The following is an 18,246-nucleotide window of genomic DNA, read 5'->3' as shown; positions in this document are numbered from 1 at the left end:
CGGGGCGAGCGGACCGCCCGGCGGGCCGAGGACGAGGCCGCCGCGGCGCCGCCGCCCGCGCCCCGGCTGCCGGACCTCCGCGACCCCCGGTTCCTCATCGAGCGCGAGACGCTCAAGCTCGTGGTGCAGCACCCCGGCGCCGTCGGCAGCACCATCGCCGGCGTCGACGGCGACGACTTCACCCACCCGACGTACCGGGGGGTGTGGGAGGCCGTCGCGCGAGCGGGCGGGCCGGCCGCGGGCAGCGCGGACCCGGCCTGGTCGAGCCGGCTGCGCGCGGCCGCGGGTGACGACGCCGTCGTCGCGCGCGTGCTGGGCGAGCTCACCGTGGAGTCGCTGCGCGGCTCGGCGGCGCCGGACCCGCGCTACGTCGCCGCGCACGTCTACCGGCTGCAGGAGCTGACGCTGGCCCGGCGCATCGACACCCTGAAGTCGCGCCTGCAGCGCACCAACCCCGTCGACGACGCCGCGGAGTACAACAAGATGTTCGGCGAGCTCGTGGCGCTCGAGCAGGCCCGTCGCGCCCTGCGCGAGCGCGCCGTCGGCGAGTGAGGATCCCCGGCCGCGGGGCCCGGCCGCGGCTCCCGGCCTCGGCCGTCCGCGGCGAGCGGGTGCTCGCGGCCGTCGAGGTCGACGGGGGAGCGGTCGTGGGCACGCAGCAGGCCCTGCACGTGACGGCGGGGCCGGGCGACGGGCCGGGCGACGGGCCGGTCGACGGCCCGGGCGACGGGCCGGTCCGTGTGCCGTGGGAGCGGGTCGACGCCGCGGACTGGGACGCCGAGGAGGGCGTCCTGACGGTCCGCGAGCTCGGGCCGGAGCCCGACTTCGCCCCCCGCCACCGCGTGCGCCTGACGCCGCCGGGCGAGCCGGCGACCCCGGCCCGCGACCGGCTGCTCCAGTTCGTGCGCGAGCGCATCACGGCCACCGTCGTCCTGCAGCGTCACGTGCGTCTCGCGGGGGCGGCCGGCGTGCACGTGCTGGCCCGCCGTGCGCCGGGCGGGGACGCGATCGCCTGGGGGCTGCGCTTCGACGCCGGCATCGACCCCGACGCCCCCGAGGTACGCCGCGCCGCGGCCGCCGCCCTCGAGGCCGCCCGCGCCGACCTCGGCCTCCCGCCGGGACCGCGCTGACCGCACGCCGTCCCGCACCCGATTCGCACGGCGGCGGAGGACTTGCTAACGTATCTCCCGCTCCTCGAGCAGTCCCCCATAGCTCAACTGGCAGAGCATTCGACTGTTAATCGGAGGGTTATTGGTTCGAGTCCAATTGGGGGAGCAGCAAGGGCCTGGTCGGCGTCAGCCGGCCAGGCCCTTCGTCGTCCCGGGCCGCGCCCGGCCTCCGGGGGCGCGGCGGTGACCGCTCCGCCGTACCGGCCTGCGGGCTTGCGCGTGCCGCGGCGGCCGACTTGGGTGGGCCCATGACGTCCTCGGATCCCCTCCCCGCGCCCTTCACCGTCTCCCCGCTCGCGCCGGGCGACGAGGAGGCGCTGCGCACGTGGTGGGAGGTCGAGCACGCGTCGGTGACGGCGCAGGACCCGACGGCGCCCCACCGCACGCTGGAGGCGCTGCGGGCCACCCGTGACGCCTGGGGCGAGTTCGAGGACGGCGTGCTCCTCGCCGCCCACGACGAGGACGGCACGATGGTCGGCGTCGCCGAGCTCTGCTGGCCGTTGACGGACAACACCCACCTCGTCGAGTTCGACGTGCACGTGCTGCCGGCCCACCGCCGGCGCGGCGCCGGTCGCGTGCTGTGGGAGGAGATGGCCCGGCGCACCCGCGAGCTCGGCCGCACCACGATCGCGGGCGAGGTGACGACGCCGGCCGGTGGTGACGCCCCGGGGGTGGGGTTCACCGAGGCGCTCGGCGTGCGCACCGTGCTCGTCGAGGACCACCTGGCGCTCCCGCTGCCCGTCGACCCGGCGCACCTCGAACGGCTGGGGCAGGAGGCGCTGGCGGCCGCCGCGGGGTACGACGTGGTGACCTGGACCGACCGGTGCCCCGACGACCTCGTCGACGCGTTCTGCACGATGCGGACGCGGATGAACCAGGACGTCCCGACCGGCGACGCCGACGTCGAGGCCGTCGTCGTGACCCCCGAGCGCCTGCGCCGCGAGGAGGACCGGCGTCGCGCCGCGTCGTACACGACGATCACCGCGGCCGCCCGCCGGGTCGAGGACGGCACGATGGCCGGTTACACCGTGCTGGTGCTGCAGCCGGGGGAGCAGTCGGCGTACCAGGGGGACACCCTCGTCATGCCGGAGCACCGGGGTCGTCGCCTCGGCACGCTGCTCAAGCTCACGACGATCGAGGTGGTAGCCGAGGAGCACCCGGAGCGGACGTCGGTGCACACCTGGGTCGCCACCGACAACGCACCGATGCAGGCGGTCAACCGGGCGTTCGGCTTCGTGCTGGTGGACCGCGAGCACGTCGTCGAGGCCCGCGTCGACTGACCTGCGAGGAAATTCTCCGAGCGTGGCGTATGTCGCACCGCGCCTCGGGTACCTGGTGGACAGCCACGCGCACCCGACGTACGCCGTTCGGGGCGCGTGGCTTCTTCGTGTCCTCGCCGCGGCTCGCCCTCGGCTGCTCAGTCCCGCGGTCCACGTCCGGCCAGGCGCCACGTGGTCGCGCAACCCAGCACCCCGACGAGCCACAGGAACAGCGCCGGCACGTCGAGCAGGTGCAGTCCCCGCTCCCGCACCGACACGACGACCGGCCCGGCGTAGGTGCCCGGCACCGCCAGCACCATCGCCAGCAGGCCCGTGAGGCACAGGGCCGTCACGACCGCCGCCCCCCTGGTCAGCTCGCTGCGCACGGGACGACCCTAGGGGTCGCGCGCCGGACCCGGCAGTCGCGGGGCGTGCGGGGCCGCGGTCAGTCCTGGTCGCGGGCGGGGTCGGGGATCGTGTCGGGGAGCTCGCGCACGGGCATGAGGACCACGTCGTTGATCTTCCAGTCCAGTTCCCGCAGCTGGTCCACGGCGGTCTCGAGGTCGTCGACGCTGACGTTCCGTCCCGCCCGGGGCCGCACGAACGCCTCGACGTGGAAGACGTGCCCCTGGTCGCGGACGCGGGACCTGCTGCCCGCCACCCACTCCTGACGACCGAGGACGTCGTCGACGGCGAGCGTGAGCGGGTGGGGGTGCGCGTCGTCGAAGGTGCGGGCGCGTCGGTCCATGAGCCCGCTCGAGGCGGCGCGCAGGTTGCGCCACCCGTCGCGGACGATCGAGCCGGAGATCAGCAGGGCCGCGGCCGCGTCGGCCCACCAGAGGCCCAGACCGATGGAGATCACCCCGACGATGGTGCCGAGCGCGGTCATCCAGTCCGCCTTCTGCATGTCGGCGTCGGCGTAGAGCACCTTGTCGTGCAGCTGCTCGGCCAGCGGCAGCTTGAGCCGGCCGAGGAGGTAGGGGCCGATGCCGGTGTAGACCATCGCGGCGATCATCAGCCAGCCCGACCACACGGCGTGGCCGAAGAGCTCCGTCGTGCCGATCGGCGGGTGCTCGGCGCGCAGCAGCCCCAGCCCGGAGTCGACGACGAGGCTGACGCCTACCGCCAGGAGGGCGACGGCGGCGGTGAGGTGGCCGATGCCGGTGGAGCGGTGGAAGCCGTACGGGTGGTCGCTGGTGGGTCGCTTGCGCGCCCGGCGCACGGCGACGAGGAACGCCAACGGCGGGATCAGCGCCAGGAGGTCCTCGGCCCACGCGGTCTGCATGGCCTGCGAGCTGCCCATCGTGAGGAAGACGACGATCACGGCGGTCACCATGAACGCGAGCGTGGCGATCTCGAGGCGCACTGCGCGCCGCAGGGCCGATGCCTGCTCCTCGGGAAGGTCGGTGTGCCCGAACCGGGAGCGGGGGTAGCCGCGCTCGCCCGCCTCGTCGCCCCCGTGGGGCCGGCGGCTCACGACGCCGCCCCGTCGAGCCAGCGCTCCAGCTCGGACTGGAAGGCGTTCTCACCCATCGGCACCAGCATCACGTGCGCCTTCGTGCCGTCTGCCGTCCGCTCCTCGGTGTACGGGCGGGTGGGCGCGGCCTCGGCGGTCCAGGGGTTCTGGTCGGTCAGCCCACCGACCACGAGGTCAAGCTCGCCCTTCTCGAGCATCTCCACGAGGTGCTCCTCGCCGGCGACCGTCCACTCGACGCTCGCCCCGAGGTGGTGCGCGAAGTCCTCGACCAGCTCGGGCTCACGGCCGGTGGGGTCGTCGTCTCCGACCTCCACCCAGCCAGGGCTCGGCGAGGCGCCGACGCGCAGCACCCCGTCGCGTCGGACGGCGTCGAGGGTGCCGTCTGGATCGGTCGGGATGGACAGACCGCAGGCCGACAACAGGGTGGTGACGAGCACCAGGAGGATCGACGCGGGCGGCGACCACCGCCCCGGTACCGGCTCGAGCTTCATGTCCACCTCGGTACCCGGCTGACGGCGGTGGCACCGGCGCCGGGACCGGGGTGGACCAACGCGGCGGTCCGGCGCTCAGGCGCCGGCGCGGGGTGCGCCGGGGTCGGCCAGCACGTCGCGCCACGAGTGCTCGGGCTCGAAGCCGAGCAGGGTGCGGGCCTTGTCGATGCTGTAGAAGGTCTCGTCACGGCCCATCGCGCGGCGCACCTCGACGCCGGCGTAGAACCGGTCCACGATCTCCTGGTTGGTCGCGGCGACCGACAGGTCGGCGTTCGCGACGTTGAAGACCTCGAAGCCGAGGCCGTCGGTCTCCAGGCAGCGCAGCGTCAGCTGAGCGAGGTCGCGCACGTCGATGTAGGCGAACAGGTTGCGCCGCCGCAGCGCCGGGTCGGCGAGGAAGGCCGGGAACAGCTCGGCGTACTCGTGCGGCTCGACCACGTTGTTGATGCGCAGCCCGTAGAGGTCGGCGCCGGTGCGGGCGTGGAACGAGCGCGCCGTCACCTCGCCGGCCACCTTCGACATCGCGTAGGAGTCCTCGGGCACGACCGGGTGCTCCTCGTCGACCGGCAGGTACAGCGGCGTGCGCTCACCCTGTGCGAAGCACACGCCGTACGTCGTCTCCGACGACGCGAAGACGACCTTGCGGATGCCGAGCCGGGTCGCGGCCTCGAAGACGTGGTACTGCGACAGGACGTTCGTCGCGTACGTCGTGGCGTCCGGCACGATCCAGGGGCGCGGGACCGCGGCGAAGTGGACCACGGCGTCGTACGCCGAGCCGCGCGTCGGGCCGCCGGTCGAGCCGCCGCTCGCGCCGAGGTCGAGGTCGTCGAGGTCGCCCTGCGTCGGCACGGCCGCCAGCGCCGAGTACACCTGGCCCGCGTCGGTCAGGTCGACGCGGACGTCGGCGACGTCGGGGTGACCGAGCGGGACGAGGTCGGCGTTGACGACCTGGTGGCCCTGGGCGGCGAGGTACGGCGCGACGTGCCGCCCGGCCTTGCCGCTGCCGCCGGTGAAGAGGATGCGCATGCTCCGCAGCCAACCAGGGTGGTGGTGAGCGGTGCCCACTCCACGCACGTCGACTTGTAGGGCGGGTGGGGCTCGAACCCACGACCCAAGGATTATGAGATTTGGTATCCTAGGGGGTGTGCGCCACTGAGTCCAACGAATGCCCAGGTCAGAGCATTGTCGTTCCGCCCGGCTACCTCCCTGGATGGAATCAGCATGGCTAACAGGATGGCTAACGTTGGTCGGTCCGCGGGCCTAGACTCCGCGGCCGTGGCGAAGAACAAGCGGGCCAAGGGCACGGGCACGATCTACCAGCGTGCCAGCGACGGCATGTGGGTCGCCTCGCTCGAACTGCCCAGCGAGCCCGGCAAGCGCCGGCGCAAGGTCATCGTCCGGGCCAAGAAGGGCGACGTCGTCGCCGCGCTGCGAGACGCCCGCAAGGAGCTGGAGCGCACCGGCGACCTGCCGGCCGCGCAACCCACGCTCGGCGTGTGGCTCGACCTCTGGCTGCAGCGATCGGCCGCGAAGCGACTCAAGGTCTCCACCGTGCCGTCGTACCAGTCCAAGATCGAGACCTGCCTCAAGCCATCGATCGGACGGATCCGGCTCGACAAGCTCACCCCGGCCCACGTGGAGCGCATGCACGAGTACGTCATGGTCACCCGCGGCCTCTCCTCCACCAGCGCCCTCGGCGCCCACCGCATCCTGGCCAAGGCGCTCACCGACGCCGTCCGCGAAGGCCGCATCAGTCGCAACGTCGCGACGCTCGTCGACGCACCGAAGAAGGCCGCGGTGACGATCCCCGCCCTCGACGGACCCGAGGCCCGCGCCATGTTGCTGGCGCAACGCGAGGACGAGGAGGCCGCCGCGAAGTGGGGGACCGCGCTGCTCACCGGGATCCGGCAGGGCGAGCGCCTCGGACTCATGCCCGATTACATCGACCTCGACCGCAAGGTCCTCACCGTCGCGTGGCAGCTCAAGCGCCTGCGCTGGGACCACGGGTGCGCGAAGGCGCCCACCGACGGCGTGTGGCCGTGCGGGCGCAAGCGGGGCGGCAACTGCCCCGAGCGCCACGTCACGATCCCCCAGGACCAAGAGGCCCGCCACGTCGACGGGGGCCTGTGGCTGCTGCGACCGAAGTCGCGGGCAGGGTGGCGCGAGGTACCCATCTGCGAGCCGCTGGCCGCGATTCTGCGCGCGTACTTCCAGACCCGCGACCCGCAGCCAGGGCAACTGATCTTCACCCGCCCCGACGGCCGCCCGATCGACCCGAAGGACGACAGCGCGGCGTGGGACGCCGCCCTCGCCGCTGCCGGCCTGCCCGACGTCACCGAGCACAGCGCCCGGCACACGTGCGCCACCCTGCTGCTCGAGGTCGGCGTTCCCGAGGCCATCCGCATCAAGATCCTCGGCCACTCCTCGGCCACCGTCACCGCCGGCTACACCAAGGTGGCCGACGCCCTCACCCAGGACGCCATGCGCCAACTCGGCGAGCTGGTCATGCCGAAACCCTGACCGCGTCGCCGGGGAGCCCCACCTGCTACAGGAGCCACTCGGCAACGACAGTGCCGTCGGAGGCGTTGAGGAACGCCGCGCGCATCGTGGCGTCGGCCGGCGCCGAGACCAGCAGCCATCCGGCCACGCACGAGCCCGGCGAGACGGCGGTGAAGGTCGGGTACTGAGGCGACGGGAAGTCGTCCCACGAGGAGTTCGACGCCGGGTACATGCCGTCGGCCGCGTCCTGCATCGTCCAGTCGAACCACCCGACCTCGATGGCCTGTGGCGCGGCCGCGTCGGCGCACGACCGGACGTTCAGGCCCACCCACTCGTGGCCGGCGGCGTCGGGCGTGCGGTACGGGTTGTCGTCGGGCATCGGGCGCTGCACCTCGAGCAGCGTGGTGTCCAGGTACAGCCCGTCGCGGGTCTCGCCCAACGCGAGGGCGTTGGCGCCGACGTCGGCCGGGTTGCCGGTGGTCTGCGTGGCCGACGGCGTCTCGGTGGCCGTGTCCGCGGTGGCGGGCTCCGAGGTCGTTGTGGTGCTCGACGGGGCAGGCTCGGCCCCGTTGTCCTGCTCCCCGCCGCACCCGGCGGCGAGCAGTGCGACAAGGCCGATAGCGGCGACGGTTCTCTGGTGCATGGTCCGGTCCTTCGTTCGGGTTGGCGAGGCCACGCTAGGTGGGGACGCCGTGAGCGCGTGGGCGAACCAGGGGATCGGGTCGGCGGGTCTGCGGGTCTGCGCCCGGTCAGGCGGTCGAGTCTTGGGCCGCGCGGTCATCGTCTTCGAGGTACTCCCGCAACCCGTCCCAGGTCGACCGGGGGAGGTGCACGCCGAGCTGGCCCCACCAGTCGCACCAGGCCCGCACGAGACGGCTGGTGACGCCGAGCTCGGCGGCCAGGGCGTTCGGGTGGTGCCCGACCACCGCCTCGGCCGCCCGGTACTCCTGCGGAGTGACGACGAGCGCAGCTGCGTAACGCCACGCGCGGCGCTCCGCGCCCGGGGTCGAGCAACGGTCCGCGAACCGGTGGTGCCCCAGCTCGTGGGCCAGCGTCGAGACCGCCTGCGCGTCGGTGAGCCGGGTGCTGAGGATGATGACCTTCTTCGCCCGGCGGTACTCGCCGCGGCGAGTCGGGCCCAGGTCGCGCCACTCCACCTCGAGGTGGAGGTCGGCGGCGTGTTGAAGCAGGTTCCAGAGACGAACCGACGTCACTGGTTGGTCATTGCCCTCCGGCTCCCTTCCCCCGGCGCCGGGACCCCCGGGTGGGGCCCTGGCACGGGTGAAGGTCTACCGGAGGCCGCCGACAGTCAGTCCTCGCCCTGCTCGTCCTCAATGGTGAAGTCCTCGTCGTGCGCTGCGACTTCGTCGTCTTCGTCATGTTGATCAGCCGGCGGGGTTGCCGCGGTGTCGCGCTGCGGCAGGTCGATCACCTTGCCGCCGGCTGTCGTGCTGGTGGGGGCGGCACTTCCTGCATCGTGCCCCACCTCCTCTCGGTCATACAGCGCCTTCTGCGCTGCCGCGAACTGACGGATTACGGCGATCACAGCTTCGCGCTGTGGGCCGTCGAGCAAGTCAGCGTCAGGTGGCAGGACGTCCCGCAGTGGTGCCATGGCCATGGGCTTGTCAGCCACGCGATAGACCTGCTCACGCGTGTAGCCGGACAGTTCGGCCAGGGCGTCGAGGGTCTTGGGTGAGGGCTTCGAGCGGTAGGTGCCGGCTGCGATGTGGTTGATCGTCGTGGCCACGATCGTCAGCCCTTTCCCCTTGGCGATCACTGCGAGCTGCCGGCCACTGACCCCCTTGTGCCTGTCGAGAGCGGCCAAGGCCACGTCTCGCAGGGTCCGGGGTTCGTCGTTGCTCATGCCGCAATCCTCCGTGGGCTGTTCTCACTGATGCCAGCCATGTGGCCTTTTTTCAGAACAAGTGACGGGCAAACAGTAGGGGCTGACCTGCGCGTTCACGACGGAGCGTTGACAAGTGACCGACCAGCGCTGCACACTCCACTTGTTATCTGCCGAGGAGGGGACCAGGATGAGCGCACGACGACCGAAGATCCGATACCTGAGGGAGGTCTGGATGAGGGTCATCAATCCTGAAGCCATCAAGCGGGCACGCAAGCGCTCCGGCTTCACCCAGTACGAGCTCGCCGCGCTGGCGCGATGCACGCAGGCGACCATCTCCGCCCTGGAGACCGGAGCCATGCGTGGCTGCTCGGAAGACCTCGCGACTGCGATCGCCAAGTGGCTCGACCGCGACGTGGAGGAGCTGTTCGAGCGCCACGACGGCTCTCGTGTGCACCGAGTGACAAACGCTGCGCGCAGCGGCACTAAGGCTGTGGCGTAGTGCTCGCGGTGTTCACGTACAACGACAGCGAGATCCGTGCTCGCGTCGTGGAGGGCGAGCCCTGGTTCGTCGCCGCTGACGTCGCCCGCGTCCTGCAGTTGGGCAACGTGCACTCGTCGCTCGCGCTGCTCGACGAGGACGAGAGGGGTATCCACAGTGTGGAGACCCCGTCCGCGCACCAGGACATGGCCGTCGTCAGCGAGGCCGGCCTCTATTCGCTGATCCTCCGAAGCCGAAAGCCGGAGGCCAAGGCGTTCAAGCGGTGGGTCACCCACGACGTGCTCCCGGCCATCCGGCGGACGGGCCGCTACGGCTCCGACGTCGAGATGCTGGCGGCCCTGCCGTCGTCCAAGCTGCTGGCGCTCGCGGCGCAGGCCGCCGAGCGCGCGGAAGCGGCCGAGGAGCGGGCACGCGAGCTCGAGGTGCCGGCGGGCGCCTGGCGCGACCTGTCTGCTGCCGACGGTGACTTCACCGTCTCCGACGCCGCAAAGCTGCTGGCCCGGGCCGGGATCGCCACCGGCCCGCGCCGGCTCTACACGTGGCTGGCTGACAACGGTTGGGCGTTCCGCCGCGGTGGGCGGTGGCAGGCGATGCAGGCGGCGGTCAACGCCGGCTGGCTGGTCGAGCGCGTCACCTCCGGCTACTTCGACGAGAAGACCGGCGAGCGACACCAGGGCGACCCACAGATCCGGGTCACCCCGAAGGGGCTGGAGCGGCTCCGGGCCGTGATGGGGGAGCGGGCGCTGGCGGTGGTGCCGTCATGACGACGACGCAGCTGGCCATCACCCTCCCGTTCATCGCTGCGGAGGCACGGGAGGCCGCGGCCGCAGTCGGGTTCTCCACCAAGACGCTCGACGAGGCGGTCGCCGCTGGCGACCTCGTCCGCCACTACAAGGGCCGAAAGCCGGTCTACCTGGCCACCGACCTCGCCGAGTGGGTGGCGTCGCTACCCACCGAGAAGCAGCAGTCGGCCTAGCCACCCACCCCACCTGCACCCCGCCCGCGGCTCAACACCGCGCCCGGGGACTCACGGTTCCCGACCTCCAGGTCGGACCCCGACTGAGGGACGCGTACGAACGGCGCCTTCCCCTCGACCGCGGGAACTCAACAGCGAGAAGCACCACCCGATACGGGACGCCCCGACCACTGCGGCTACGCGGGGCGGTCGCCACACCCGTCGAAGGACCCCGGTCGCAGGGGATTCCGACGGAGGCAACGGGGTGGAGCACCGGGTTCGCCGCCCGGTCCGGCGCGCTGCAGCGCCAGCACGGAGGACGCGGTAGGTCCCGCGTCGGTCCGTGCACCCCAAGAACACAGCCCCCGCCCCGCACACCAGGTGCGGCGCCGGCCCGCGACCGAGCGGGGGCGCAACGAACCTTCCCCCATCTAGGAGCCCAGGAGCACCGCATGACGAACCAGCAGATCGACGACGACGAGCTCGAGGCCCAGACCCTCGCCACCTGGATCCAGAAGAGCGGCGGCCTCAGCGACTCCAGCTACCTGGAGGGCGTGCACCAGACGTGCCTTCTGCTCAGAAAGACCTCCCTCTGGAACAAAGTGGCGCAGATCCTGGTCGACCGCGGCGTCCTGACGCTGGACATGCGGAGGTGGACGAGCGGCATCGCCCCCGACGCGGACGACGGCTCGTGATCGCCCCCGGCACGAGGCTCGCGGCGCTGCCCGGGTCTCGGGTGGTTCACCTGTACGACGGGCCGCTGCCCGTCGACGGGCGCCGCCTTCCCGGGCGGCCGGTGTGCCGGGTGCGGACCCGGGACCGGCTGCTCGAGGTGGGCCAGTCGCGGGTCTCCGATGACAGTCCGCGGCGCGCGTGCCGGACCTGCTCGGCCGTCGCCTTCGCTGGGCCGGGTGTACCGGCCGCCCGCGACGCCGCCGCTGAGGAGTACCGAGACATCGCCGTCCGTGACCTGCTCCTCGCGCTGCTCTTCGCGCGGACCCCGGAGAACGTCGACAGGGTGCGGCTCGTCGCGTTCGTGGTCCTCGGCGGCGTGGGCGGCCTGATGCGTCCCATCGAGGTGCCCGGGTACGGCGGCTCGCTCTACGACCTGCTCATCCGGCGCCGCGCCGACTCGGTCACCGCGTCGCTCACCGCGGCCGAGCGCGCCGACCGCGTCGCGCTGCGCCAGCAGGAGACCGCCGAGCGCGCCGAGATCTACGACGCCGCCCGCCGCGAGGAGTCCGACCGCCGCCGCGCCCGGTGGCTCGAGAAGCAGGACATCTTCGCCGGCTTCAACCTCGCCCGCTGACCCCGCCCCAGACACGAAGCGGGCCCGTCCCCTACCTCCGCGTACCGGCTCGCACCCGCCACGCGCAGGGATCCCAGGAACGGGCCCACCCGACAGCCCAGGAGGCTACGCGATGCACGACCTGACCGAATGGCTCGCAACGCTGTGGGCGGTGGTGTGGGCCCTCCGCTGGTGGGTCCTCGTCCTGACCGCCGTCGTCGTCTGCTTGCTCATCGTCGCCGGACCGCCGCGTCGGGAGCGGCGCCGGATCCGGCGCTCCAACCAGCTGCACGAGGCAGCCCTGCGCCGCGCGGTCGAGCGACGCGCCGCGCAGGCGGGTCTCCCGCCGTATACGCCGCCAGCCCGCGGCCGCCGGGCGAAGCGGACGGCGGTGCAGGCGTGATGGAGCACCGGTTCGTCGTCGACGTCGACCGTGACGAGGTCGTGCTGACCACCTCGTTCGCGACCCTCGGCCACCTCATGCTCGCCGCGAAGGACCACGGCCCGGCCGGCGCCCTCGACGTCACCTTGCAGCCCTACGGCGAGGTGTCGATGCGACTCACCCCCACCCAGGCCCGCGCCATGGCCCACGCCTGGGACGCCGCCCGCCGCACCGGCACGTACGCCGGCCCGCCGCGGCCGCAGCACGCCAACGAGGCGCCGCTGCTCCAGCTGCACGCGGCGCTCGCCGCCCACCACGGCGCACCCCGGCCGGCCGGCCAGCCGATCCGCGCCGTCGTCATCCCGTTCCCGACCTTGCAGGGGAGTGATCATGTTGACCGACACCGACCAGCTTGAGCTCGACCTCTCGCCGCTGGTCGAGCCGGAGTACGCCGCCGGCCTGACCCTCGCGGAGCGGTTCGAGGTCTTCCACGCCACGAACCCCCACATCGCGGACGCCCTGGAGCGCCTTGCCGCGCAGTGGCTCGCCCGCCACCAGAAGGTCGGCGTGAAGGCCCTCGCGGAGCAGCTGCGGTGGCGCACCGGCGTTGAGACGACCGGCGAGCCGTGGAAGATCAACAACTCGCACGTCGCGTTCTACGCCCGGGTCCTCATCGCCCGGCGCCCCGAGTGGGCGGACGCGATCGAGACCCGCGTGCAGAAGGCCGTGTGAGCCCCGCCGCCCAGCGCGGGATCTGGTGCCGCGAGCCCGGCTGCTCGGTGCGGATCCACTTCGCGAACCACCACGCCACCGGCCGTGCCGTCCCGCTCGAGGTGAAGGACCGGCCCCCGTTCACCCAGGAAGCGACCGGCGCGCTCGTCGTGGTCGCCGGCCAGGCGTGGCGCGTCGAGCCCCTCGTGCAGCACTTCATGGCCCGCTTCGAGGTCACCGAGCCCAAGGCCCGCGAGCTCGTCGCGGGCTACCCGCACCACCGCGTCCACACCCACGGCCCGGCAGGGGAGTCGTGATGCCGCCCTGCCCACGCTGCGCCGGATGCCAGGCGGCCGCGATCTCCCCGGTCGACGGGCTCCCGGTCTGCGCCCGCTGCTACATGCACGACGTCGCGCCGGCCGAGCACGGCCCGTGCCCCAGCCGGACCCAGCCGTGAGCGACCTCGCCGCGTTCCGCGACCACGCCCGGGCGATGGCGGCCAAGACCGGCCACGACCTCGCACACCTCGCGTCCTGGTCCTGCCTGGCCGCCCGCCACGACGGGTGCGACCTCGGCCACGACCGGTGCCCCTGCCCCTGCCACGAGCCGCACCGCACCCCCATCCCCACCGACACCCAGCGCGAGCAGTGGACCCAGCTCGCGGATGAAGCCGACGCCCGCCTCGCCCGCGCCCACGAGCCCGCGCTGTTCGACCCCTAGGAGACCCGATGACCGCACCGGCCCCCGACCTGCCCGCCGTGACGCTCACCGACGAGGAGCGCGGTCTGATCGCAGGGACCATCGACTCCTGCACCGTTTGGGAGACGGTCGAGGCGGTCGAGGAGACCGTCGAGCGCATCGTGGCTGCTCGTCTCGCCGCCCAGCCGGTCGCCCCGGCCCCCGACCGCGACGCGCTGCTGCGAGTGCTGAACGAGCACCGGTACGTGTCGACGTCGCTGAACTTCGAGGGGATCGACGGCTGGGGCATCCAGTGCTCCTGCGGCCACCAGGAGTCGTGGGACTTCGTCGCCCTGGACGCGAGCGACTGGCACACCGAGCACCGTGTCGACGCGATCCTCGCTGCTCGTCCGGCCCCCGACACCCTCGCCGCTGACCTGCGGGAGTTCCTCGACGCGCGCGGCCACGCCGAGGGCTGCCCCCTCCCCCTCGGTTGGGACAACTGCACGTGCGGGCACGATGCCCTCCGCGCCCTGCTCGCTGACCAGCCCGCCGCCACCCCCGAGGGCGGTGCGTCCGATGGCTGACGCGATCCGCAACCCGAAGCGCGGCAAGGCGCACCGCTCGACCCTGCACCCGAACGCCCCCGCCAGGTCCGTCGGACAGACGGCGTGCGGGAAGTACGCGCGCGACATGACCGAACACATCGACGTCGAGCGCACGGCGCCCGAAGATCGCTGCAAGGCGTGCTGGCCCGAGGGCACGGAGAGCGACCGATGAGCGAGGAGCGGCACCCCGTCGTGATGTGCGACGGCCAGGACGGCTGGTGCGGCGTCGTCGAGCTCGACCACACCCTCGGCGGCATCGGACGCCTCGTGGGCAGCGGGACCCAGCTCCCTGAGGGATGGACTGGCGCACGCCCGGGCGACAGGGGCGAGCACTACTGCCCGTCGTGCAGCGCCGAGCGCGCCGCACCTGCGGGCGGGACGCGGCCGTGATCGTCGTCGAGTTCCGCGACATCGCTGACGTCGCTCGCCTCATCGACGGCCTCCTCGAAGCCGCCACCGCAGCGGAGCCCACCGCGCCGATGGTGGCCCGCGCCTACACCGACCTGTCGAACCGCGTCGCCGACGCGCTCGACGCCCTCCCCGCCCCATCCGGCTTCCGCGCGCAGGTGGAGCTCGCGCGCGCCCGGCGGGCCGAGTCCAGGAGCACGACTTGAACGACGCCACGATCGCGGTCCGCACCTGCGCGGACACCACGCCGACGGCGGGCCCGCAGAAGCGCGACACCGGCCACGTCACCCACGGCTGCAGCCAGCCCCGGGGCCACACGGGCGCCCACCACTGCGGGACGTGCGGGATCCGGTGGGCGCCGAAGAAGCCGCGGCCGAGCTACCACGACAACCACCCCTTCCGCCTGTGACGGCCCGGAAGCGGATCCAGCGCCAGCGCACGAAGGGATGGCGGATGCCCGAGGGCGCGGTCTACGTCGGCCGAGGCTCGAGGTGGGGCAACCCGTTCAAGGTTGAACGCGTCCCGAACTGGCCCCGGTGGGCCAGCTCCGCGCCCTGGCAGGTCGTCACACCCGACGGCCGCCGATGGGAGCAGGACGACGACCGGAAGGTGATCGTCGGTCGCGCGGCCGCCGACGCCCACCGCCACCGCCGGGCCGTCGAGCACGCCGTCGAACTGTTCCGCACCCACATCGGCCCGATGGGCAACTACGAGTACGACGACGAGACGCTCGCCCGCCTCCGTGTCGACCTGGCCGGCCGTGACCTCGCGTGCTGGTGCCCGCTGAACCAGCCGTGCCACGCAGACGTGCTCCTCGAGCTCGCCAACGGCACCCACTGACCCATCCCGCCCGCTCGCACCGGGCGCACCACCACGCGGGCCACCGGTCCCACCCGACACCAGGAAGCGGCACCATGACGAACATGCCCCCGACACTCGACGGCCTGCGGATCTCCGAGTCGCTCACCCTGCCGCTCGAGGCGGTGACGGAGACGTTCGCGATCCTCGCGAAGCGCGGCAAGGGCAAGACCAGCACCGCGGTGGTGATGGTCGAGGAGATGACCGCCGCCGGCCTCCCGGTCGTGGTCATCGACCCGGTCGGCGTGTGGTGGGGCATCCGCTCCGACGCCGCCGGCACCGGCCCGGGCGTGCCCGCGGTCATCTTCGGCGGCGACCACGCCGACGTGCCCCTCGAGGAGGGCGCCGGCGAGCTGGTCGCCGACGTGATCGTCGAGGGCCGGTTCCCCGCGGTGCTCGACATGTCGGGGCTGTCGAAGTCGGCTGCACGCCGGTTCATGGCGCCGTTCCTGGAGCGGCTCTACCACCGCAACCGCGAGGCGCTGCACGTCGTGGTCGATGAGGCCGACGCCTACGCCCCGCAGCGCACCCAGGCCGACGGGGCCCGGCTCCTCGGGGCGATGGAGGACCTCGTGCGCCGCGGCCGCGCCCGCGGGATCGGCGTCACCCTCATCACCCAGCGCCCCGCCGTGCTCAACAAGGACGTCCTCACCCAGGCGGAGGTACTCATCGCGCTCGGCATGACCGGGCCCCGCGACGTCGCCGCGATCGACGAGTGGGTCCGCCTCCACGCCGACGAGGACCAGGCCGCAGAGGTGAAGGCGTCGCTGCCGTCCCTGCCGGTCGGTACGGCGTGGGTGTGGTCCCCGGGCTGGCTCAACCTGCTGGAGCGGGTCCAGGTCCGCCGCCGCACGACCTTCGACTCCTCAGCCACCCCGACGCCGGGGGAGCAGCGCCGCACCCCGACCAGGCTCGCCGACGTCGACCTCGCCGCGCTGGGGGAGCGGATCACCGCGACCGTCGAACGGGCCAAGGCCGACGACCCGAAGCAGCTGCGCGCCCGGATCCGCGACCTGGAGCGGGCCCTGGCCGAGGAGCGCGCGAAGCCGCGGGAGGTGGAGCAGGTCGAGGTGCCGGTGCTGGACCCCGCCCACGTCGCCGACCTGCACGAGACGCTCGAGCCGGTCCGTCGGCAACTGGAGCACCTGGCCCGCACTCTGGACGCCCTCTCGGCGCCCCGCCCGGCGGCCACGGCTACGCCGCGGACACCCCGCCCGGCGGCGGTGCCCGCGCCGCGCGCCCCGGCCGCCGTCAGCCCCACCACCGACGTCCGACTCCGGTCCGGCGCCCACCGCATGGTCGAGGCCCTCGGTCGGATGGCGCCCCTCCGGCTCACGAAGAGCCAGTGGGGCGCCGTCGCCCGGCTCAAGACCTCCGGCGGCACCTGGTCGACCTACCTCTCCGACATCCGCCGAGCGGGACTCCTCGACGAGTCCCCGGCCGGCTACACCCTCACCGACGCCGGGTTCGACTACCTGGGCGGCCGCCCGGCGCCCATGAGCGCGACCGAGCTGCAGGACCACTACCGCAGCGTGCTGCGCGAGGGCGCCCGGAAGATGCTCGACGCCCTCCTGGCCGCGCACCCCTCGGCCATGACCCGCGACGAGCTCGGCACCGCCGCCGGCATCGCCACCACCGGCGGCACCTTCTCGACGTACCTGTCGGACCTCGTCCGCAACGGCCTCGCCGAGCGCCGCGGTCCGGAGGTCACGGCCACCGACGTCCTCGTGTACGGCGCGGACCAGTGACCCTTCCGCGCTGACGCGCGCCCCCACCGCCCCACCTCTCGACGGCGTCTCGGACCACCACGGTCCGGGGCGCCGTTCTCGCATCCAGGAAGGAGCCGCAGCGTGCTCGACCCCGAGCAGTACCGCCTCCTGAACCGCGCCTCTGCGCCGTGGCTGACGCTCTGGCTGATCGTCGACTTCGAGGGCGGCCGGGCGCACGCCATCGGCGGCCAGGGCGGCGGGTCCTACGCCCTCCCGGACGGCTCGACCGGCTGGTACGCCACCAGCACCGCCGGGATGACCGGGTCCCGTCGGATCGGTGACCCACCGAAGGTCACCGTCACGTGGCAGGAGGCCCGCCGCTGGGTCGCGTCACTCCCCGCGGCGGTGGTGCAGAAGGCCGCCGCGCTCCGCGCCGAGGGCCACACCCGACAGGCCGCCTACCCGAACCACTACCCGGGCATCGGCCGCCCCTACTGCTGGGACCAGCAGTGCACCACCCCCGACTGCGAGCAGTGCGCCCAGGACCGCGCCGACCTCGCCGTAGCGCACCAGCGCCGCGACGTGGAGCGCGAGGCGTGGCACCTGGAGCAGCGCGCTCACGACCGCCGCGTCCGCGCGTTCCTCGCCGCCCTCGCGCCCGACGACGAACCCACCGACCTCCTCGCCCTGCTCGAGCAGCAGGCCACCTCTTCCGGAGCACCCGCATGAAGATCACCCGCCCGTTCTGGCACTACACGTGCGACGACAAGGTGGCAGCCATCCAGGGCGCCGGCGTCGTCGTCCCGGGAACCCCCGACACGGACGGCCCCGGCCGCTACGGCTGGTTCGCCGACCTCGCCCACCCGGTCCGCGACGCCCTCGGCCTCACCTCGCAGGTCCTGACCTGCGACCGCACCCGGCACCGCTTCCGCGTCACCGACCCCGACGCGCTCACCCACTGGATCCGCGTCCGCCGCAGCCACCCGTGGGCCCTCGACCTCGAGACCGCCCCGGGCGCCCGGCTCATGCACTGGTGGGTCGCCACCGTCCCGGTCCCGGTCATCTACGACCCCATCACGACAGGACCCCGACCATGAGCGCCCCGCACCACACCGACGAGCGGATCACCGTGCACCACGGCGACTGCCTCGATGTCCTCCGCTCCGACACGCTCGGCTACCCCTTCGAGCTCGGCTACGGCCCTCGCCTAGTGCCCGACAACAGCGTCGACGCCGTCGTCACCGACCCGCCCTACGGCCTCGGCTTCATGGGCAAGGAGTGGGACAGCGGGAAGTCGTTCGTCGAGCGGAGGGCAGCGAAGTCCAACCACTTCGACCACGTCGGCGGGAACCACAACCCGGCGAACAGCGCCGACCAGCAGCGCACGCGGCTCCGCGAGAACGCCGCGT

General features: G+C 73.1%; 30 protein-coding genes, 1 tRNA gene and 1 pseudogene. 25 read left to right on the top strand and 7 right to left on the bottom strand.

What is annotated here, in order from left to right; all coding sequences use genetic code 11:
* The 4 genes and pseudogenes from KK617_RS16045 to KK617_RS16030 all read left to right on the top strand — a co-directional run.
* Positions 1-552: pseudogene (locus tag KK617_RS16045) on the top strand (DNA primase); the annotation flags it as partial.
* Positions 549-1,130 (top strand): hypothetical protein, encoded by a 582-nt coding sequence (locus KK617_RS16040; RefSeq protein WP_277501148.1) that lies wholly within the window; start codon positions 549-551, stop codon positions 1,128-1,130. The pseudogene KK617_RS16045 and the gene KK617_RS16040, both read left to right, overlap by 4 nt.
* A gap of 72 nt (positions 1,131-1,202) precedes the next feature.
* Positions 1,203-1,275: transfer RNA gene (locus KK617_RS16035), tRNA-Asn, on the top strand.
* A 142-nt stretch (positions 1,276-1,417) separates the two neighbouring features.
* Positions 1,418-2,449, top strand: coding sequence for a GNAT family N-acetyltransferase (locus tag KK617_RS16030; protein ID WP_277501147.1), 1,032 nt, complete (start codon positions 1,418-1,420; stop codon positions 2,447-2,449).
* A 137-nt stretch (positions 2,450-2,586) separates the two neighbouring features.
* Here KK617_RS16030 and KK617_RS16025 read toward each other — a convergent pair whose 3' ends face one another.
* The 4 genes from KK617_RS16025 to KK617_RS16010 all read right to left on the bottom strand — a co-directional run bounded on the left by KK617_RS16025 (position 2,587) and on the right by KK617_RS16010 (position 5,422).
* On the bottom strand, positions 2,587-2,814 hold the full coding sequence (locus KK617_RS16025; protein WP_277501146.1) for a hypothetical protein: 228 nt from the start codon (positions 2,812-2,814) through the stop codon (positions 2,587-2,589).
* A gap of 59 nt (positions 2,815-2,873) precedes the next feature.
* Positions 2,874-3,905: a cation transporter gene (locus KK617_RS16020; protein ID WP_277501145.1), complete on the bottom strand. Its 1,032-nt coding sequence runs from the start codon at positions 3,903-3,905 to the stop codon at positions 2,874-2,876.
* Entirely contained in the window at positions 3,902-4,396 is a 495-nt protein-coding gene (locus KK617_RS16015) for a transporter substrate-binding domain-containing protein (RefSeq protein ID WP_277501144.1), read from the bottom strand. The genes KK617_RS16020 and KK617_RS16015 overlap by 4 nt, the downstream gene beginning before the upstream one ends.
* A 75-nt stretch (positions 4,397-4,471) precedes the next feature.
* Complete coding sequence (locus KK617_RS16010; RefSeq protein WP_277501143.1) at positions 4,472-5,422, bottom strand: NAD(P)-dependent oxidoreductase; 951 nt, start codon at positions 5,420-5,422, stop codon at positions 4,472-4,474.
* Between the two features lie 249 nt (positions 5,423-5,671).
* On the opposite strand from KK617_RS16010, the gene KK617_RS16005 reads away from it, so the two are divergent.
* Positions 5,672-6,916: a tyrosine-type recombinase/integrase gene (locus tag KK617_RS16005; protein ID WP_277501142.1), complete on the top strand. Its 1,245-nt coding sequence runs from the start codon at positions 5,672-5,674 to the stop codon at positions 6,914-6,916.
* A gap of 25 nt (positions 6,917-6,941) precedes the next feature.
* Here KK617_RS16005 and KK617_RS16000 read toward each other — a convergent pair whose 3' ends face one another.
* The 3 genes from KK617_RS16000 to KK617_RS15990 form a co-directional block, all read right to left on the bottom strand.
* Positions 6,942-7,538 carry a hypothetical protein gene (locus KK617_RS16000; RefSeq protein WP_277501141.1) on the bottom strand — a complete coding sequence of 199 codons (597 nt, stop codon included), beginning with the start codon at positions 7,536-7,538 and terminating at the stop codon, positions 6,942-6,944.
* Positions 7,539-7,644: 106 nt separating this feature from the next.
* Positions 7,645-8,109 (bottom strand): ImmA/IrrE family metallo-endopeptidase, encoded by a 465-nt coding sequence (locus KK617_RS15995; protein WP_277501140.1) that lies wholly within the window; start codon positions 8,107-8,109, stop codon positions 7,645-7,647.
* A 95-nt stretch (positions 8,110-8,204) separates the two neighbouring features.
* Positions 8,205-8,759, bottom strand: coding sequence for a hypothetical protein (locus KK617_RS15990; protein WP_277501139.1), 555 nt, complete (start codon positions 8,757-8,759; stop codon positions 8,205-8,207).
* Between the two features lie 115 nt (positions 8,760-8,874).
* Here KK617_RS15990 and KK617_RS15985 point away from each other — a divergent pair, with 115 nt between their 5' ends.
* From KK617_RS15985 to KK617_RS15890, 20 genes are all read left to right on the top strand, one after another.
* Positions 8,875-9,240: a helix-turn-helix transcriptional regulator gene (locus tag KK617_RS15985; protein WP_277501138.1), complete on the top strand. Its 366-nt coding sequence runs from the start codon at positions 8,875-8,877 to the stop codon at positions 9,238-9,240.
* A complete protein-coding gene (locus KK617_RS15980) occupies positions 9,240-10,004 on the top strand; it encodes a BRO family protein (protein ID WP_277501137.1) in 765 nt (254 codons plus the stop codon). The genes KK617_RS15985 and KK617_RS15980 overlap by 1 nt, the downstream gene beginning before the upstream one ends.
* Complete coding sequence (locus tag KK617_RS15975) at positions 10,001-10,216, top strand: hypothetical protein (RefSeq protein ID WP_277501135.1); 216 nt, start codon at positions 10,001-10,003, stop codon at positions 10,214-10,216. Before KK617_RS15980 ends, KK617_RS15975 begins: the two co-directional genes overlap by 4 nt.
* Positions 10,217-10,647: 431 nt before the next feature.
* The gene (locus KK617_RS15970; protein WP_277501133.1) at positions 10,648-10,890 is read left to right on the top strand and encodes a hypothetical protein; all 243 of its coding nucleotides are present in this window, start codon (positions 10,648-10,650) and stop codon (positions 10,888-10,890) included.
* 110 nt (positions 10,891-11,000) lie between these two features.
* Positions 11,001-11,504, top strand: coding sequence for a hypothetical protein (locus tag KK617_RS15965; protein ID WP_277501132.1), 504 nt, complete (start codon positions 11,001-11,003; stop codon positions 11,502-11,504).
* A gap of 112 nt (positions 11,505-11,616) precedes the next feature.
* The gene (locus tag KK617_RS15960; protein ID WP_277501131.1) at positions 11,617-11,886 is read left to right on the top strand and encodes a hypothetical protein; all 270 of its coding nucleotides are present in this window, start codon (positions 11,617-11,619) and stop codon (positions 11,884-11,886) included.
* Positions 11,883-12,281 carry a hypothetical protein gene (locus tag KK617_RS15955; protein WP_277501130.1) on the top strand — a complete coding sequence of 133 codons (399 nt, stop codon included), beginning with the start codon at positions 11,883-11,885 and terminating at the stop codon, positions 12,279-12,281. Before KK617_RS15960 ends, KK617_RS15955 begins: the two co-directional genes overlap by 4 nt.
* On the top strand, positions 12,256-12,597 hold the full coding sequence (locus tag KK617_RS15950; RefSeq protein ID WP_277501129.1) for a hypothetical protein: 342 nt from the start codon (positions 12,256-12,258) through the stop codon (positions 12,595-12,597). The genes KK617_RS15955 and KK617_RS15950 overlap by 26 nt, the downstream gene beginning before the upstream one ends.
* A complete protein-coding gene (locus KK617_RS15945; protein WP_277501128.1) occupies positions 12,594-12,893 on the top strand; it encodes a hypothetical protein in 300 nt (99 codons plus the stop codon). Before KK617_RS15950 ends, KK617_RS15945 begins: the two co-directional genes overlap by 4 nt.
* A gap of 136 nt (positions 12,894-13,029) precedes the next feature.
* Positions 13,030-13,296: a hypothetical protein gene (locus KK617_RS15940; protein ID WP_277501127.1), complete on the top strand. Its 267-nt coding sequence runs from the start codon at positions 13,030-13,032 to the stop codon at positions 13,294-13,296.
* Between the two features lie 8 nt (positions 13,297-13,304).
* Positions 13,305-13,841 carry a hypothetical protein gene (locus KK617_RS15935; RefSeq protein WP_277501126.1) on the top strand — a complete coding sequence of 179 codons (537 nt, stop codon included), beginning with the start codon at positions 13,305-13,307 and terminating at the stop codon, positions 13,839-13,841.
* A complete protein-coding gene (locus KK617_RS15930; protein ID WP_277501125.1) occupies positions 13,834-14,034 on the top strand; it encodes a hypothetical protein in 201 nt (66 codons plus the stop codon). Before KK617_RS15935 ends, KK617_RS15930 begins: the two co-directional genes overlap by 8 nt.
* The gene (locus KK617_RS15925; RefSeq protein WP_277501124.1) at positions 14,031-14,252 is read left to right on the top strand and encodes a hypothetical protein; all 222 of its coding nucleotides are present in this window, start codon (positions 14,031-14,033) and stop codon (positions 14,250-14,252) included. Before KK617_RS15930 ends, KK617_RS15925 begins: the two co-directional genes overlap by 4 nt.
* Positions 14,249-14,476, top strand: a complete 228-nt coding sequence (locus tag KK617_RS15920) for a hypothetical protein (protein ID WP_277501123.1) — start codon at positions 14,249-14,251, stop codon at positions 14,474-14,476. The genes KK617_RS15925 and KK617_RS15920 overlap by 4 nt, the downstream gene beginning before the upstream one ends.
* Positions 14,473-14,679, top strand: a complete 207-nt coding sequence (locus KK617_RS15915) for a hypothetical protein (RefSeq protein WP_277501122.1) — start codon at positions 14,473-14,475, stop codon at positions 14,677-14,679. Before KK617_RS15920 ends, KK617_RS15915 begins: the two co-directional genes overlap by 4 nt.
* Positions 14,676-15,110, top strand: a complete 435-nt coding sequence (locus KK617_RS15910; RefSeq protein ID WP_277501121.1) for a DUF4326 domain-containing protein — start codon at positions 14,676-14,678, stop codon at positions 15,108-15,110. The genes KK617_RS15915 and KK617_RS15910 overlap by 4 nt, the downstream gene beginning before the upstream one ends.
* A gap of 83 nt (positions 15,111-15,193) precedes the next feature.
* Positions 15,194-16,876 (top strand): DUF87 domain-containing protein, encoded by a 1,683-nt coding sequence (locus tag KK617_RS15905; RefSeq protein ID WP_277501120.1) that lies wholly within the window; start codon positions 15,194-15,196, stop codon positions 16,874-16,876.
* Between the two features lie 102 nt (positions 16,877-16,978).
* Entirely contained in the window at positions 16,979-17,566 is a 588-nt protein-coding gene (locus KK617_RS15900) for a hypothetical protein (RefSeq protein ID WP_277501118.1), read from the top strand.
* Positions 17,563-17,934: a hypothetical protein gene (locus KK617_RS15895; protein WP_277501117.1), complete on the top strand. Its 372-nt coding sequence runs from the start codon at positions 17,563-17,565 to the stop codon at positions 17,932-17,934. Before KK617_RS15900 ends, KK617_RS15895 begins: the two co-directional genes overlap by 4 nt.
* The coding region (locus KK617_RS15890; RefSeq protein ID WP_277501116.1) for a hypothetical protein at positions 17,931-18,246 on the top strand (316 nt) is incomplete at its 3' end. The genes KK617_RS15895 and KK617_RS15890, both read left to right, overlap by 4 nt.

Origin of the sequence: Nocardioides sp. ChNu-99 (genome assembly GCF_029493445.1) — a bacterium.
Lineage (GTDB): Bacteria > Actinomycetota > Actinomycetes > Propionibacteriales > Nocardioidaceae > Nocardioides.
This window is presented reverse-complemented; position numbering and strand designations above follow the sequence as displayed.